The sequence below is a fragment of the Aeromonas sp. 102P genome (assembly GCF_051920345.1).
GTDB lineage: Bacteria > Pseudomonadota > Gammaproteobacteria > Enterobacterales > Aeromonadaceae > Aeromonas > Aeromonas veronii.
The window spans coordinates 3,152,349-3,168,423 of the sequence record NZ_JBQBCZ010000001.1 but is presented as its reverse complement, the minus strand read 5'-3'; the positions used below and the strand labels follow the sequence as shown (position 1 = coordinate 3,168,423).

The following is a 16,075-nucleotide window of genomic DNA, read 5'->3' as shown; positions in this document are numbered from 1 at the left end:
GTTATGGCAAATGATAATTATTGTTGATTGTATTTGCTATCTTGCCCTGCTTTTTGACTCAAGCGGACGGTGCCATGGATTGAAAAGCGCAAGGAATAGCTCATGATGACGAGGCATTAGAGCGCGGTGTACGGCGACGGATCTGAGAGGGAGACAAGGATGGGGAAGTGGCGCTGGAGAGGATACTGGCTGTTGCTTTGGTTGTGGTGTTGGCCGCTGTGGGCCGAGGTGAAGGTGATCCCGGTCTTCGAGGCGCAGGCGGCGGTGCAGACCCTCAAGGAGATCTATCCCCAGCTTGGGGTCAGCGCCATGGGGAATCAGCTGGTGCTGAGCGGGACGCCAGCCCAGCTGCAGGAGGCCGAAGCCACGCTGGCGCAGATCAACCAGCCACCGCAAAGCCTGCTTATCGAGTGGCGGGTCGATGGTGCCGCCAGCGGTCAGCAACTGGGGGGCTCAATCAGTCGCGACGAGGCCAAGCGGCAGTGGCTGGTCGATGGCAACGCCCGGCAGTACCAGCGCAGCCAGAACGACAGCTGGCAGGTGCGCGGGCTGTCGGGCCGTCCCGTGCTGCTGCAGATGGGCTCCTATCAGCCGGTCACCTTCTATCAGTGGAACGGGGGGGCCGTGGTGGGGATGATGCCGCTGGTGAACGGCCTCTATGCCACGGCCACCTTGATTGGCGATCGGGTGCAGATTGCGCTGAGCAGCGAACAGGCGCGGCTGGATCAGGGCACCATCAATCGTGGGCAGAGTGCCACCGAAGTGAGCGGGGCCCCGGGCCAGTGGCTGACGGTGGGAGAGCTTTCGACCAGCTCAGCGGATCAGGGGAGTAGCCTCGGCACCCAGCTACAGGGCGGGCGAGGCAGCCAGAGCGAGCGCCAGACCCTGCAGATCCGGGTCACTCGTCAATAGGTGTCAGCCCCGTCAGTGGGGCTGATCTGCGGCATATTCCTGTAGCTGGCGGCTGCGCAGCAGATACCAGAGCGCCCAGAGGCTGGCGACCAGCACCAGTGCGGTGGGCCAGCTGAATGACCACTTCTGCAGATTGAGGCTGTGCAACTGCATCAGCAGGCCGCTGACGGCAGAGCAGAGCAGCAGCAGCGGGCTGTGGCGCCGGAGTCTGGCGCGAATGCTCCGGGTCTGCTGATAGGTGCCGCCGCAGGCGAGCAACGCCAGCATGGCGGGTACGTCGGTCAGCAGGCTGATGTAGAGGGTGATCTTGTCCGGATAAAAGAGGGTCAGGATCTCGCTGCCGCTCTCGCGGGTCACTCCCGCCATCAGAAAGAGCCAGACCGAGCGGGTCAACAACAGGGCGATGGGCCAGAACCAGAGGGGTGGGCGCAACTGGCCGTGATCGTCATATCGGTGTTCGGGGTAGAGGGTCATGGTTGCCCGTTATCCACTTGAATTGAGTGATGAAGGGGATATGGGGCGACGAAGCGCCCTTTGCAAGGCGTTGGGCGTGGCGCAAATTAATCGGGGGGCCATGCCCCCCAATCCGTTTCTTCAGATATCGCAGCGCGCGTCGGCGGCGTTACAGCCAGCCTTTGCGCTTGAAGAAGAGACCGGTGCCGAGCGAGGACATCACCATCAACACCAGCGAGAGGGGATAACCATACTCCCAGGCGAGCTCCGGCATACGGCCAAAGTTCATGCCATAGATACTGGCGATCAGGGTCGGCGGCAGGAAGATCACGGCGGCTACCGAGAAGATCTTGATCACCTTGTTCTGCTCCAGATTGGTCACCCCCATAGAGGCCTCCAGCTGGAAGTTGATCTTGTCGAACAGGAACTGGGTGTGGGGCAACAAGGATTCCACGTCGTGCAGCATCTCGTCGATCCACTTGTTCTGCTCAAGGCTCATGCGCTGGCGCAGGCTGCGTTTGAGGAAACGCAGGGCGCGGCGGGTATCGTGCAGAGAGAGACGGATCTGGCCGTTGGCCTCTTCCTGTGCCATCAACTCTTTCAGCATGGGGTTGATCTGATCCGGCTCGAAGATCTGATCGGCGGTGTTTTCCAAGGTCTTGTAACCATCCTCGATAAGGTCGGAGAGGTACTCCACCTTGAGGTTCTGCACTTCCAGCAGGATGTCGAGGGCATCCTCCACCTCCAGCCGATCCTGGCGCATATAGTGGCGCAGCAGGCGCACCAGCCCGATGTCATCTTCACGAATGCTGATCAGCAGGTTGTTGCGCAGGGTAAAGGAGACGTGGACACCCTTGGTGTCACGACCGATCCGCTGGGGAAACAGGGAGTGAATGTGCAGACCATCGGTATCCCAGTAAAAACGGGCGGATGCTTCGATGTCGTCGAGCTCTTCCTTGTCGGGGACCTCTTCCAGGAACAGGCCCGTCAACCATTCTCGCTCTGCCGTATCCGGCTTGTAGGCATCCAGCCAGACCGTGTTGTCAGGTACTATGTCGTCAGGCCCGAGCGTGACTATATCCAGCACCTTGTTGTTGAGAATGTAGGCGGTGATCATCTGTCCCCCCTTAAAAAGTCATGGGTAATCAGGGATGGTTGCACAGGTCATGCGGCCTTAGATCGCTGCAGAAGGCGATCCCGTGGATAAGCAGATCGGGCCGATGGAAAACCTGAATGCGGCGAACTATACAGGGGCGGGCCGCGCTTGTCAGGGGCTATTCATCAGGGATTCAGCTTGTTTGTTCAAAAAAACAGCGAGGTCGGATCACCTGAGCGGCTATGCGGGGTAGAACCCAGCCTTTGGCTGGGGGAGGGCTAGCTGGGGCTGCTTGTTGCCGCTGCCCCGCTTCATCACATATTCGGATAATTGGGCCCGGAGCCCCCCTGTGGCGGCGTCCAGATAATGTTTTGACTGGGGTCCTTGATATCGCAGGTTTTGCAGTGGATGCAGTTGGCTGCGTTGATCTGCAGTTTGGCCGCGCCTTCCATTTCAAGCACTTCAAACACCCCGGCCGGGCAGTAGCGTTGGGCGGGTTCGGCCCAGGTGGGCAGATTGACCTCGACCGGAATGCGCTCGTCCTGCAGCTTGAGGTGGCAAGGTTGATCCTCGTCGTGACTGGTGTTGGCCAGATACACAGACGAGAGCTTGTCAAAGCTCAGCTTGCCATCGGGTTTGGGATAATGGATGGGCTTGCAGCGGCTGGCCACGCGCAACTGACGGTAGTCGTGAGCCTTATCGAGCAGCTTGAAGGGCGAGTTTGCGCCAAACAGCCGTTGTTCCAGCCAGTTGAAGGCACCGCCCAACCAGGGACCATAGCGGTGAAGCGCCGCGCCGAAGTTGCGCGCCGCCTTGAGTTCGCGGGCCAGCCAGCTCTGGTGCAGCTCGTCGCCATACTGGGCCAGATCTCGGCCTCCCTCATCGCCCCCCCGCAGGGCCATCGCGACGGTTTTTGCCGCCAGCATGCCGGACTTCATGGCGGTGTGGATCCCCTTGATGCGGGAAAAGTCGAGAGTGCCCGCATTACAACCGATCAGCAGGCCGCCCGGGAAGTGCATGCGGGGCAAGGCGTGCCAGCCCCCCTTGGTGATGGCGCGGGCGCCATAGCTGATGCGCTCCCCATCTTGCAACACGCCGGCGATAAGCGGGTGATGCTTGAGGCGCTGGAATTCGTCGTACGGGCTGAGCCAGGGATTCTGGTAGTTGAGATCGACAATCAGCCCGATCGCCACCTGATCCCCCTCCATGTGATAGAGATAGAAACCGCCGTGACTATTGCCGCCCCCCTGCTTGCCAAGGGGCCAGCCACTGCCGTGCAGCACCTGTCCTGCTTTGCCTTGACCTGCTGGCAGTTGCCACAGCTCCTTGAAGCCGATGGCATAGTGCTGGGGCTGGGCAGGGCTTGCCAGATTGAAGTCGGCGATCAGCTGCTTGCCGAGATGGCCGCGGGCACCCTCGGCAAAGAGGGTGTAGCGGCCGAGCAGCGCCATGCCGGGCACATGATCTGCTTTCGGATTGCCCGCGCGATCCAGCCCCAGATCGCCGGTGATGACCCCCTTGACCCGGCCCGCGTCCATGATAAGTTCGCTGGCGGTAAATCCCGGGTATATTTCGACTCCCAGTTTTTCCGCCTGTTGGCCGAGCCAGCGGCAGAGATTGCCCAGACTGACCACATGGCAACCCTCATTGTGCATCCGGGGTGGCACCGCCCAGGCGGGGAGTTGCAGGGAACGATGCTCGCTTTGCAGCAGATGCACCTGATCGTCGCTGACCGGCACGCCGAGCGGCGCTTGCTGCCAGCAATCCGGCAGCAGCTCTTGCAAGGCGACGGGATCAAACAGGGCGCCGGAGAGCAGATGGGCGCCAATTTCCGCCCCTTTCTCCAGCAGACAGACGGAGAGAGTGGCATCCTGCTGTTTCAGGGCGATGGCTGCACTGAGCCCCGCCGGACCGCCGCCGACGATGACGACATCAAATTCCATTGCTTCCCGTTCCATCTTGCCTCTGCGCTCTGGTTGGCCTAGGGTAATGCTGGTAGTTTACGTAAACGTAAAGCAGTTGTAAGCAAAACTGAGCAAGAAAAAGCAAAAAATCAGGGAAGAGCGTACTGCAACAAACGCAGAGGCACACTAATGAATTCAATCCAAAGAGACGAGGCATGACCCCATGAAGCTGCTGGTCGCGATCAAACGGGTAGTCGACTACAACGTCAAGATCCGGGTGAAGGGAGACGGCTCCGACGTGGAGCTGGCCAATGTGAAGATGGGGATCAACCCCTTTTGTGAAATTGCGGTGGAGGAGGGGGGCAGGCTGCGGGAAGCCGGGGTTGCCAGCGAACTGGTGGTGGTGACCTTCGGCCCTGACGCTGCCGCCGAGCAACTGCGGCATGGGCTGGCGCTGGGGGCGGATCGGGCGCTGCATTATGTCACCGATGAGACGCTCACCCCGCTGACTGTCGCCCGCGCCTTGCACAAGGTGTGTGAGCAGGAGCAGCCGGATCTGGTGCTGCTCGGCAAGCAGTCCATCGATTCAGACAACAATCAGGTGGCCCAGATGCTGGCTGCCCTCAATGATTGGCCGCTGGCGACCTGCGCGTCCGCCCTCAAGGTGGAAGCGGGAGAACTGCTGGTGACTCGCGAAATCGACGGTGGCCTCGAGACCCTGGGCATGCCGTTGCCTGCGGTGGTAAGCGCCGATCTGCGTTTGAATGAACCGCGCTTTGCTTCGCTGCCCAACATCATGAAGGCCAAGCGCAAGCCGCTTGATAGCGCTCCGTTCTCGACACTCGCCGTTGAGGTGGCCAACCAGACCCGTTTGCTCGGGGTGATGGCGCCGCCAGCCCGCAGCGCCGGGATCAAGGTGGGCTCGGTGGACGAGCTGGTGGACAAACTCAAACACGAAGCGAAGGTGCTGCCATGAGCGTGCTGATCATTGCCGAACATCATCAGGGCCATCTGGCCGACAACGTGGCACAACTGGTCACCGCCGCCGGATCCATCGGCGGTCAGGTTGACCTGCTGTTGCTGGGTCAGGGGCTGACCGAGGCGGGTGAACAGGCGGCTGCCCTTGGCGGTGTCGACAAGGTGTTGCTTGCCGAACATCCCCGCTTGGCCGACGGGCTGCTGGATGGGGTGGACAAGCTGCTGGCCAGCTGGTGCGAAGGTTACAGCCACTGCCTGATGGCGGCGAGTGCCATGGGCAAGGCGCTGCTGCCACCGGTGGCGGCCCGGCTCGGGGTGGAGATGCTCTCCGAGGTGACGGCTATCGAGAGCAGCGACACCTTCCTGCGCCCCATCTATGCGGGCAATGCCATTGCCAGAGTGGTGAGCTCGGCGCCCGTCAAAGTGATGACGGTGCGGGCTACCGCGTTTGCCAAGACGGCGACGGGCGGACAGGCTCTTATCGAGCACTTGGCCGTGCCCGAATTCGCTGGTCGTACCCGGTTGGTCGAGCGCCGCGCGGTGCGCTCAAGCAGGCCCGAACTGACCGCCGCTCGGGTGGTGGTCTCCGGTGGCCGAGCCCTTGGTTCCAAGGCGCAGTTTGCCCTGATTGAGGCGCTGGCCGACAAGCTGGGCGGTGCCGTGGGGGCATCGCGAGCCGCCGTTGATGCGGGATATGTCGCCAACGATCTGCAAGTGGGGCAGACCGGCAAGGTGGTGGCGCCCGAGCTCTACATCGCGGTCGGCATTTCGGGCGCCATCCAGCATCTGGCGGGGATGAAGGAGTCGAAGGTGATCGTGGCCATCAACAAGGACAGCGATGCCCCCATCTTTCAGGTGGCGGACTACGGGCTGGTGGGGGATCTCTTCACCCTGCTGCCGGAGCTCACCGCCAAACTGTAAATTTGTCAGAAATGGCTGGGCTGTGGTCGTTTATGCGCTCTGCCCGCCATTTCTGTGCATGTTCCCTGCAAGCCCTGACCCGTTCAGGGCTTTTTCTACGGCAAGGGGGAGGCAGAGTGACGGTAAAAGGTTGAGCCAGCTCCCAAAAAGCCTTTGATCCGCTGGCTGCTCTTGTGTAAAACCTGACAAGTCATCGATTACTCTCATCCACTCACGGAAAGCGTCATGAGCAAACAGATTTACAACTTCTGCGCCGGCCCCGCCATGCTGCCGGTTGAAGTCATGGAGCGCGCCCAGCGCGAATTTTGTAATTTTCAGGGGCTGGGAGCCTCGGTCATGGAGCTTTCCCATCGCGGCAAGCCCTACATGGCGGTGGCCGAGAAGGCTGAAGCGGATCTGCGCGAGCTGCTGGCAGTGCCGGACAACTACAAGGTGCTCTTCATGCACGGTGGCGGCCGCGGTCAGTTCTCCGCCGTGCCCATGAACCTGCTGGGCGGGGCCAACAAGAAAGCGGACTTTCTGCTGACCGGTGTCTGGTCCCAGAGCGCGGTGGATGAAGCCAAAAAGTATGGCGATATCCAGACCTTCCAGGGGGTTGCCAAGAACGAGCAGGGGATCTCCCACCTGCTGCCGACCCCGGCGTTTCGCGCCGATGCGGCTTACGTTCACTACTGCCCGAACGAAACCATTGATGGCATCGAGATGTTTGACATCCCGGCCACCGGCGAGGTGCCGCTGGTGGCGGATCTCTCCTCCACCATTCTCTCCCATCCTCTCGACGTGAGCCGCTTTGGCATCATCTATGCCGGTGCCCAGAAGAATATCGGGCCGTCCGGGCTTGCCATCGCCATCGTGCGCGATGACCTGCTGGATCAGGCCCGCGCTGATGTACCGTCGATTTTCGACTACAAGCTCACTGCCAAGAACGACTCCATGTTCAACACCCCGCCCACCTACGCCTGGTATCTGGCCGGTCTGGTGTTCGAGTGGCTTAAAGAACAGGGTGGCCTCGAGGCGATGGAAGCGCGCAACAAGGAGAAGGCAGATTTCCTCTATGACTATCTCGATCAGTCGAGTTTCTATGGCAATCAGGTGGATGTCAGCTGCCGTTCGCGGATGAACATCCCGTTCCAGCTGAAAAATGCCGAGCTGGACAAGCAGTTCCTGGCCGAATCGGAAGCCGCTGGCCTGCTGGCCCTCAAAGGGCACCGCATTGTCGGTGGCATGCGCGCCAGCATCTACAACGCCATGCCGCTGGAGGGGGTGAAGGCCCTGGTGAGCTTTATGGATGACTTTGCCAAGCGCAACGGCTGAGAAGAGTGCCCCTATGTGTTTGCTGGTGGCCTCTCGTGACAACCCTTGAGCCGCTTCCAGCTATTGCAGTGATTCAAGACGCCGGGGATACCCCGGCGTCTTTTTTTCAACAGAACCAGCTCGCTGGCGTTTACCGTGCGATTTCCCCTGAAAGTGCCCTTGCCGAGCGGGACGCAGGCTGTTAACGTCCGGACAGGCGTTTATTTTTGAGATAGCACAGGAAGTCTATGAATTCGTTGCGTTTGGAACCCATTTCTCGTGTGGCCGGTGAGGTCAATTTGCCCGGCTCCAAGAGTGTCTCTAACCGTGCGCTGCTGTTGGCGGCGCTGGCTCGTGGCACCACCCGTCTGACCAACCTGCTCGACAGCGATGACATTCGTCATATGCTGGCTGCGCTGACCCAGCTCGGGGTCAAGTACAAGCTCTCCGCCGACAAGACCGAGTGTACCGTGCAGGGCCTGGGCCGCAGCTTTGCGGTAAAAGAGCCGGTCAATCTGTTCCTTGGCAACGCCGGTACCGCCATGCGACCGCTGTGCGCCGCGCTATGCCTAGGCTCCGGTGAATATACTCTGGGCGGCGAGCCGCGCATGGAAGAGCGTCCCATCGGCCATCTGGTGGATGCCCTGCGTGAAGCGGGAGCCCATATCCAGTACCTGAAACACGATGGTTATCCGCCGCTGGTGGTGGATGCCAAGGGGCTGTGGGGCGGCGATGTGCACGTCGATGGCTCCGTCTCCAGCCAGTTCCTGACCGCGTTTTTGATGGCGGCGCCGATGGCGGCCGGTGATACCCGGATCCACATCAAGGGGGAGCTGGTCTCCAAGCCCTACATCGACATCACCCTGCACATCATGAAGCAGTTTGGGGTGGTCATCGAGCACGACAACTACAAGCTGTTCTATATCAAGGGCAACCAGACCTATATCAGCCCGGGTGATTTTCTAGTGGAAGGGGATGCCTCCAGCGCCTCCTACTTCCTCGCGGCGGGCGCCATCAAGGGCAAGGTGCGGGTCACCGGTATCGGCAAGCACAGCATTCAGGGTGATATCCACTTTGCTGACGTGCTGGAGAAGATGGGCGCGCGCATCACCTGGGGTGATGATTTCATCGAGGCGGAGCAGGCGCCGTTGCACGGAGTGGATATGGACATGAACCATATTCCCGATGCGGCCATGACCATCGCGGTTGCCGCGCTGTTTGCCGAGGGGCCGACCTCCATTCGCAATATCTACAACTGGCGGGTGAAGGAGACCGATCGTCTGCACGCCATGGCGACCGAGTTGCGCAAGCTGGGCGTCGAAGTGGAGGAGGGGCATGACTTTATCACCGTGACCCCGCCGACCCAGCTCAAGCATGCCGAGATCGATACCTACAACGATCACCGTATCGCCATGTGCTTCTCGCTGGTGGCGCTGTCGGATACACCGGTCACCATCAATGATCCCAAGTGCACCTCGAAGACCTTCCCGGATTACTTCGACAAGCTGGCCAGTATCAGCCAGCGTGGCTGATCACTGACAAACCCGTCATCACCGACGCTTCGGGCCCGCGCTGAGCGGGCCTTTTTGCCTTCCTCACCAGCATCGTCATTTCGCTTAGCATCATTTCAATAACTTGCAAGATTGCCATATAAAATAGTTTTGTAATTGCTGTAATTTCCTATTTACACATGCCCTGTCGCGGGCTATGTTGAGATTTCCTAATCGCAGTCATCTAGCAGGAAGCCTTGTCATGCAGCATCAAACCGACGACGTTCGTATCAGTGAAATCAAAGAGTTATTACCCCCGGTTGCGGTGCTTGAGAAGTTTCCGGCTACCGAGGTGGCCTCGTCCACCGTTTTTGAATCCCGTCAGGCCATTCACAATATCCTGGCTGGCGAAGATGATCGTCTGCTGGTGGTGATTGGCCCTTGCTCCATCCATGATCCGGTTGCCGCGCTGGAGTACGGCAAGCGCCTCAAGGCGCTGCGCGACGAGCTGAAAGGTCAGCTGGAGATCGTGATGCGGGTCTACTTCGAAAAACCGCGCACCACAGTGGGCTGGAAGGGGCTGATCAACGATCCGTACCTCGACAACAGCTGCAAGATCAACGACGGTCTGCGCATTGGTCGCAAGCTGTTACTGGATCTCAACGACATGGGGCTGCCGACTGCCTCCGAGTTCCTCGACATGATCACCCCGCAATATGTGGCGGATCTGATGAGCTGGGGCGCGATCGGTGCCCGTACTACCGAATCCCAGGTACACCGCGAGCTGGCCTCCGGCCTCTCCTGTCCGGTGGGCTTCAAGAACGGCACTGACGGCACCATCAAGGTTGCCATCGATGCCATTGGCGCTGCCAGTGCGCCGCACCACTTCCTGTCGGTCACCAAATACGGTCACTCCGCCATCGTGGCGACTCGCGGCAACCCGGACTGTCACATCATTCTGCGTGGTGGTCGTGAGCCGAACTACAGCGCGGCTCATGTTGATGAGGTAGTGAAGGGGCTGGAGAAGGCCGGTCTGCCGCAAAAGGTGATGATCGACTTTAGTCACGCCAACAGCAGCAAACAGTTCAAGAACCAGATGGTGGTGGCAGAAGACGTAGCCGGTCAGCTGCGTGCCGGCAGCAAGGCGGTGTTTGGGGTGATGGTGGAGAGCCATCTGGTGGAAGGCCGTCAGGATCTGGTGGAAGGGTGTGAACTCACTGTTGGCCAGAGCATCACAGATGCCTGCATCGGTTGGGCCGATACCGAAGTGTTGCTGCGCAACCTGGCGGATGCCGTCGCAACCCGCAACGCCCGCTAAAGCCATCCTAGCGGCGCTGTTAATCGTCAACGCGCCGCTGGAACAGCAAGCGGCCGTTCGGCCATATCGAATCCATAAAGCAAAAGCGCGACCCTCGGGTCGCGCTTTTTCGTTGGTGAAGTGGATTACCAACGGTAGGTTTTCAGCAGCGCCTCCAGTTTCTGACACTGCTCCACCAGCTGGATGCTGGCGAGATTGGCGGCGTGCGCCTGACCCAGGGTGTCGTTGGAGGTGTTGCGGATATCGCTCACCGAGCTGTCTACCTCATGGCAGACCCTGTCCTGCTCTTCGGCCGACTGCGCCATCTGGGCGTTGAGGTCGTTGATGCGGGCGATGCGCTCGATGATGTTCTGCATGGCTGCCAGGGTCGCTTCGGTCTTGCTGATGCTCTCATCGGCTTTGCTTTTTGCATCCCCGATCACCGTAACTGCGCTCTGGGCCTCATTTTGCAGGGCGGCGATCATCTGGGAGATCTCTTCGCTGGCGGCGCGGCTGCGGTTGGAGAGGGCCCGCACTTCATCGGCCACCACCGCAAAGCCACGGCCTTGCTCACCTGCTCGGGCTGCTTCAATGGCGGCGTTGAGGGCCAGCAGGTTGGTCTGATCGGCAATCCCCTTGATCACCTCGAGTACGCCGTCAACCGCCAGGCAGCGGCTGTCGAGTTGCTGGATCACCTGATCCACCCGATCGATCTCTGCCGACATCTCGCCCATATCGGTGATGGAGTGCTGGGCGAGACGGCTGGTGTCGGCGGCATCCTGATTGGTGAGAGCGGAGAGCTCGGCGCTGTGGCGGGCATGTTCGCGCACTTCATGAGAGCTGGCGGCCAGCTCGCTGACGGCGGCGGCAACCTGGGTGGTCATCCCCTCTTGCTGGCGGGCCGAGTTTTCGGTCTGGGTCGCGACCTGACGGATCTGGTTCGACTCCTGATAGAGCTGGTGGGTCGCCCCTTCCACCTCCTGCAGGCTGTGGCGGAATCCCTGCACCATGTCATTGACGGCGCGGGTCATCTGGCCCAGTTCATCCCGGCTGTGATTGACCAGGGGGAGGGCGAGGTCGCGCTCTTTGGCCATCCGGATCATGGTGAGCTGCAACTGGCGCAGGGGGTGTTTCACGTAACGTTGCAATACCCACCAGAGCAAGCCGAAGCCGAGGCTGAAGACGGCGGCCAGGCTGCCGCTCAGGATCAGGTTGTTGTGGCGGATCTCGCCGAAGGTGTGGCTGAGGTCATAACTGATCCGCACTGCCCCCATCACTGTTCCTTCATTGACCTGGTGACAGGTGAGGCACTGGGTGCCGCGATACTCCTTGTAGGCTTTGAACGGTTTGATCAGGGTGAGCCGGTTGCCCTGCTGCTCCAGGATGGCTTCGCCCTGATTGATGGCACGCTCATCGAGGGGATCCTGCGCTTTCTGATCCGGATGACCCGGGCCAAACAGGTTGCTGACGGCCGGCGCGCGCACCAGACGGGCCTCAACGATGCCCGCTTCACTCTTGAGTTTGGTCTGCACTATCTGCCGGTTGGCCATGCCACCGGTCATCATCAGCACGTTCACCTGATCCATATAGGTGTTGGCCATGCTCTCAACTTTCTCCTCTGCCAGCCGGATGGCGAGATCCCGTTGCAGCCAGGCGGAGAGTTCGAAGCAGAGGCCAAAGGTGGTGCTGATGACCAGCGCAAGAGGGAGGAATATTTTCCAGTTCAAGGAGAGGTTATGCATTTTGGGCAAGTTCCATGCGCTTGGTGTTGTTATGTGATCCCGTATCATCTTGATCGTAGACGAAGAAACGGCGGGAGATGGTTCTCTATCGGCACACGATAACCACTCTTGAGTAAATAATCTGTTAAGCAGATCGGTAATGCAGGTTGCCAAAATGCCTTTCGGGAGGGGGGCTGCTCCTCGGGTTGATCCAGAACAAATTGCTAGTAACGATAATCGTTATCATTGTCATTATTTGCTGATAATAGTGACCATCATGAATCTGACCCCTTCCATGACCGGTATTGCCACGCCGGATCCCCTCAAGTTTGCTTTTAGCGCCAAGACCTCGGCTCACGCCAGTCGGGGAGGGATGCGCCCCTTCCCGCTGGATGAGGCTGGCTGGCAGAGCTGGTGGCAGCGAGAGAGTGAAGCTGAGGAGCGCGCCCTTTACATCCACATTCCGTTTTGCCGAAAGCGCTGCAGCTTCTGCAATTTCTTTGAAAATGGCGCCAACCCGGCGCGGATCAACCGCTATGTCAACGCCTTGTGCGCCTCTCTTGCGCAGGCGGCTGACACCCCGCTGGCGCAGAGCATGCCGTTTTCAGCCGTCTATGTAGGGGGCGGTACACCGACCGACATGAGCGCCGACGAGCTGGCCATGCTGGCCGCCGTGATCCGCCGTTTCCCGTTGGCGGCCGATGCCGAGGTGACGCTGGAGGGGCGTCTAAACGGCTTTGATGATGAGAAATGGCAGGTTGCGCTGGCGGGGGGCTTCAACCGTTTCTCATTCGGGGTGCAAAGCTTTGATACCCGGGTGCGTCAGCAGGCGGCCCGTTTCGATGACAGGGAGACGCTGCTGACCCGTCTGGGTGAGCTGACCCGGGATGATGCGGCTGTGATCGTGGCGGATCTCATCTTTGGTCTGCCCGGTCAGGATGATGCCGTGTGGCAGCAGGATATCCGCGATGTGATGGCGAGCGGTGTACACGGGGTCGATCTCTACCAGCTCATCGCCATGCAGGGCACCAATCTGGAGCGGGCGCAGGAGAAGGGCACCCTGGATTGGCTCGCCGATGGCCAGCAGCGGGCGGCCATGTATGCCTATGGCGGGGCGCAACTGGAAGCCCACGGCTGGGAGCGTCTCTCTTGCAGTCACTGGCGGCGCAGCCCGGCCGAGCAGAGTCGTTATAACCAGATGGCCAAGCGCGGTGCGGAGATCCTCCCCTTTGGCGCCGGTGCGGGGGGCAGCATTCTTGGCCACGGTTTGATGTATGGACGGGATCTGGCCCCCTGGCACGACGCACTGGCCAACGGCAAGCGGGCGCCCGGCATGGTGATGGGACGCAATCCCAATGCAAGGATGGACGGTCTGCTGCGTGGCGCCCTCGACAGTGGAGTGCTGGCGCTGGATCGTCTGCCAGCGCCTTTGCTGACCCATCTGATGCCGCTTTTTGCCGCCTGGCAGCAGCACGGGCTGGCCGAGATCGAGAACGCACGGTTGCAACTCACCCTCGCCGGCCGCTTCTGGAACGTCAATATGCAGGCTGGCTTGTTCGAGTTCTTGCAGCTCAATCCGCTCGATGGTTCTGCGCCGCCCAGCCACGGTACTGCCGCGGTACGCCATTCGCTGGTTTGAGCCCGAGCGGAGCATTTGCACGGAGCACTTGCATGGCTCCGTGCGATCCATAACGAAAGAGGGAGCCTTGCAGGCTCCCTCTTTTGGCTTGGCAGTTAGCGTCGCGCGAGCTTACTCGTCGCTGCTCTCCTGATAGCTGTCGCGCATTGCTTTGGGCAAGCGGCGCATTGGCGCAAAGCCGATATCCTCACCCACTACTTCCCGCTTGCGGGACTTGTTTTGAGGAGCCTGGGCAGGCTTTTTGCTGGCGTCGCCTTTGGCTTTGCCCTTGCCCGCGGCTGGCTTGCCCTTGGCATTGCTGCTCTTGGCGTTGGCATGACCGCGAGCCCGAGGCGGGTTCTGCACCGGTTTGCTGCCTGGCAGAGTCTGGCGACTCGGCTTGCCGCTTGGCTCATACCCTTCCAGGATCTCCACGGACAGGGATTGGCCGATCAGGGCTTCGATCGCCTTGAGCTGACCCAGCTCGTCCTGACTGACCAGCGAGATGGCCTCGCCGCCACGACCGGCGCGGCCGGTACGGCCGATACGGTGGATGTAATCTTCCGCCATCTGGGGCAGTTCAAAGTTGATCACGTAGGGCAGTTGATCGATGTCCAGACCGCGGGCGGCGATATCGGTCGCTACCAGCACCCGCACCTCGCCACTGCGAAAATCGGCCAGCGCCCGGTTGCGGGCTCCCTGGCTCTTGTCACCGTGGATCGCCACGGTATTGAGGCCATCTTTTTGCATCTGCTGGGCGAGGCGGTCGGCGATCTGCTTGGTGCGGACAAACACCAGCACCCGCTGCCAGTTGCCACGGCCAATCATGTGGGAGAGCAGCTCGCGGCGGCGTTCCCGATCTACCTGAATGATGCGCTGGGTCACCTGCTCCGCGGCAGTATTGCTGGGGTCCACCTCGATCAGGGTGGGGTCGTTCAGCAGATCATCGGCCAGCGCCTTGATGTCGTTTGAGAAGGTGGCAGAGAAGAGCAGGGTTTGCCGCTCTGCAGGCAGCGCCTTCATGATGCGGCGGATGTCGACGATAAAGCCCATGTCGAGCATGCGATCCGCTTCATCCAGCACCAGCACTTCCAGCTGGCTCAGGGTCAGGGCGCCCTGGGTCAGCAGATCCAGCAGACGGCCCGGGGTGGCGACCAGAATGTCTACCCCCAGCTTGATGGCGTCCAGATTGGGCTTGATGCTGACACCGCCATAGGCGATCAGAGTCTTGAACGGCAGGTGGTGGGCATACTTGATGATGCTCTCGCCCACCTGTGCCGCCAGTTCGCGGGTCGGGGTCAGTACCAGTGCGCGCACCTGACGACGGCCACGACCATGGTTGGCCAGCAGACGCTGCAACATCGGCAGGGTGAAACCGGCCGTTTTGCCTGTGCCTGTCTGAGCGCCGCCGAGCACATCCTGACCGGCCAGAATGGCCGGAATCGCTTGCTGCTGGATGGGGGTTGGCTGTTCGTAACCCAGCTCCTTGACGGCCCGCAGAATATGCGGAGACAGACCCAGTTCGTTGAATGACATGTTCGAGAGAAACTCCTGAGATGAGCCTTTGGCTCAACGGGCAGCCAGCATGTTGGGGCCAGCCACGATATGGAAAAGATAGTGGGGCCGTAATATAGCAAAAGAGCGGCCTCTGCGCAGTAGCTGTCGCACCGGCCGCCATACAATCGTTCAACGCAGTGGCGTAAAACGGTGCGGGAGCATCAGAGCATCTCGCGGATCTGCTCGGCCAGACTCTCCGGTTTGGCCTGGGGGGCGAAACGCTCCACCACGTTGCCATCGCGGTCTATCAGGAACTTGGTGAAGTTCCATTTGACGTTTTCCAGCCCAAGAAAGCCCGGTTTCTGTTGCTTGAGCCACTGGTAGAAGGGGTGGGCATGCTCACCGTTGACATCGCACTTGGCCATGATGGGGAAGGTGACCGGATAGTCGAGGGAGCAGAAGCGGGCGATCTCGTCCGCATCCCCCGGCTCCTGATTGCCAAACTGGTTGCAGGGGAAGCCCAAAATCACCAGCCCCTTGGGGCCGAGCTCCCGATAGAGCGTTTCCAGCCCTTCATATTGGGGAGTAAAACCGCAGCGACTGGCCACATTGACCACCAGCACCACCTTGCCCGCCAGTTGAGTCAGCGGGTAGGGGGTACCATCCAGTCGTTGCAAAGTGAGATCGGGCAGAGGCATGAGAAGATCCTTTCGTGGGTGATGCGCGGGTTGTGCCGTGAGTGGTTCGGTCGGTGACAGAGACAAGCGCCGGATGAACAGCAACATGGCGATGCGGCTACGGTATCGGTTGGCTCTTGGCACCGCAAGGAGGCCGCGGCGCCTCCTCGTCCCGATTGCAAGGGCCATCACAGTTTCGACAGCCAATACGCTTTTTG

At 60.4% G+C, this 16,075-nt stretch carries 13 protein-coding genes; 7 read left to right on the top strand and 6 right to left on the bottom strand.

Going from position 1 to position 16,075, the window contains the following annotated elements; all coding sequences use genetic code 11:
- Positions 1-159 precede the first annotated feature (159 nt).
- Positions 160-912 (top strand): hypothetical protein, encoded by a 753-nt coding sequence (locus ACTG1K_RS14755; RefSeq protein ID WP_259587636.1) that lies wholly within the window; start codon positions 160-162, stop codon positions 910-912.
- 12 nt (positions 913-924) lie between these two features.
- Here ACTG1K_RS14755 and ACTG1K_RS14750 read toward each other — a convergent pair whose 3' ends face one another.
- The 3 genes from ACTG1K_RS14750 to ACTG1K_RS14740 form a co-directional block, all read right to left on the bottom strand.
- Positions 925-1,386 carry a DUF2919 domain-containing protein gene (locus tag ACTG1K_RS14750; protein WP_440005881.1) on the bottom strand — a complete coding sequence of 154 codons (462 nt, stop codon included), beginning with the start codon at positions 1,384-1,386 and terminating at the stop codon, positions 925-927.
- Between the two features lie 148 nt (positions 1,387-1,534).
- Complete coding sequence (corA, locus tag ACTG1K_RS14745; protein ID WP_026456618.1) at positions 1,535-2,482, bottom strand: magnesium/cobalt transporter CorA; 948 nt, start codon at positions 2,480-2,482, stop codon at positions 1,535-1,537.
- A gap of 293 nt (positions 2,483-2,775) precedes the next feature.
- Complete coding sequence (locus ACTG1K_RS14740; RefSeq protein WP_407959459.1) at positions 2,776-4,419, bottom strand: electron transfer flavoprotein-ubiquinone oxidoreductase; 1,644 nt, start codon at positions 4,417-4,419, stop codon at positions 2,776-2,778.
- A gap of 169 nt (positions 4,420-4,588) precedes the next feature.
- On the opposite strand from ACTG1K_RS14740, the gene ACTG1K_RS14735 reads away from it, so the two are divergent.
- From ACTG1K_RS14735 to aroG, 5 genes are all read left to right on the top strand, one after another.
- The gene (locus tag ACTG1K_RS14735) at positions 4,589-5,341 is read left to right on the top strand and encodes an electron transfer flavoprotein subunit beta/FixA family protein (protein WP_440005879.1); all 753 of its coding nucleotides are present in this window, start codon (positions 4,589-4,591) and stop codon (positions 5,339-5,341) included.
- A complete protein-coding gene (locus tag ACTG1K_RS14730) occupies positions 5,338-6,264 on the top strand; it encodes an electron transfer flavoprotein subunit alpha/FixB family protein (protein ID WP_069527231.1) in 927 nt (308 codons plus the stop codon). The genes ACTG1K_RS14735 and ACTG1K_RS14730 overlap by 4 nt, the downstream gene beginning before the upstream one ends.
- Before the next feature lie 225 nt (positions 6,265-6,489).
- The gene (gene serC, locus ACTG1K_RS14725; protein WP_101531256.1) at positions 6,490-7,578 is read left to right on the top strand and encodes a 3-phosphoserine/phosphohydroxythreonine transaminase; all 1,089 of its coding nucleotides are present in this window, start codon (positions 6,490-6,492) and stop codon (positions 7,576-7,578) included.
- A 227-nt stretch (positions 7,579-7,805) separates the two neighbouring features.
- A complete protein-coding gene (gene aroA, locus ACTG1K_RS14720) occupies positions 7,806-9,089 on the top strand; it encodes a 3-phosphoshikimate 1-carboxyvinyltransferase (RefSeq protein ID WP_005351267.1) in 1,284 nt (427 codons plus the stop codon).
- A 220-nt stretch (positions 9,090-9,309) separates the two neighbouring features.
- Complete coding sequence (aroG, locus tag ACTG1K_RS14715) at positions 9,310-10,365, top strand: 3-deoxy-7-phosphoheptulonate synthase AroG (protein ID WP_005337046.1); 1,056 nt, start codon at positions 9,310-9,312, stop codon at positions 10,363-10,365.
- Positions 10,366-10,490: 125 nt separating this feature from the next.
- Here the strand turns inward: aroG and ACTG1K_RS14710 are convergent, their stop codons facing one another.
- Positions 10,491-12,086 (bottom strand): methyl-accepting chemotaxis protein, encoded by a 1,596-nt coding sequence (locus ACTG1K_RS14710; protein ID WP_005360022.1) that lies wholly within the window; start codon positions 12,084-12,086, stop codon positions 10,491-10,493.
- A 256-nt stretch (positions 12,087-12,342) separates the two neighbouring features.
- Here ACTG1K_RS14710 and hutW point away from each other — a divergent pair, with 256 nt between their 5' ends.
- Positions 12,343-13,704 (top strand): heme anaerobic degradation radical SAM methyltransferase ChuW/HutW, encoded by a 1,362-nt coding sequence (gene hutW / locus ACTG1K_RS14705; RefSeq protein WP_440005876.1) that lies wholly within the window; start codon positions 12,343-12,345, stop codon positions 13,702-13,704.
- A gap of 111 nt (positions 13,705-13,815) precedes the next feature.
- Here the strand turns inward: hutW and ACTG1K_RS14700 are convergent, their stop codons facing one another.
- Both ACTG1K_RS14700 and ACTG1K_RS14695 read right to left on the bottom strand, forming a co-directional pair.
- On the bottom strand, positions 13,816-15,219 hold the full coding sequence (locus ACTG1K_RS14700) for a DEAD/DEAH box helicase (RefSeq protein WP_368209980.1): 1,404 nt from the start codon (positions 15,217-15,219) through the stop codon (positions 13,816-13,818).
- A gap of 182 nt (positions 15,220-15,401) precedes the next feature.
- Positions 15,402-15,878: a glutathione peroxidase gene (locus tag ACTG1K_RS14695; RefSeq protein ID WP_042080383.1), complete on the bottom strand. Its 477-nt coding sequence runs from the start codon at positions 15,876-15,878 to the stop codon at positions 15,402-15,404.
- Positions 15,879-16,075: the final 197 nt, after the last annotated feature.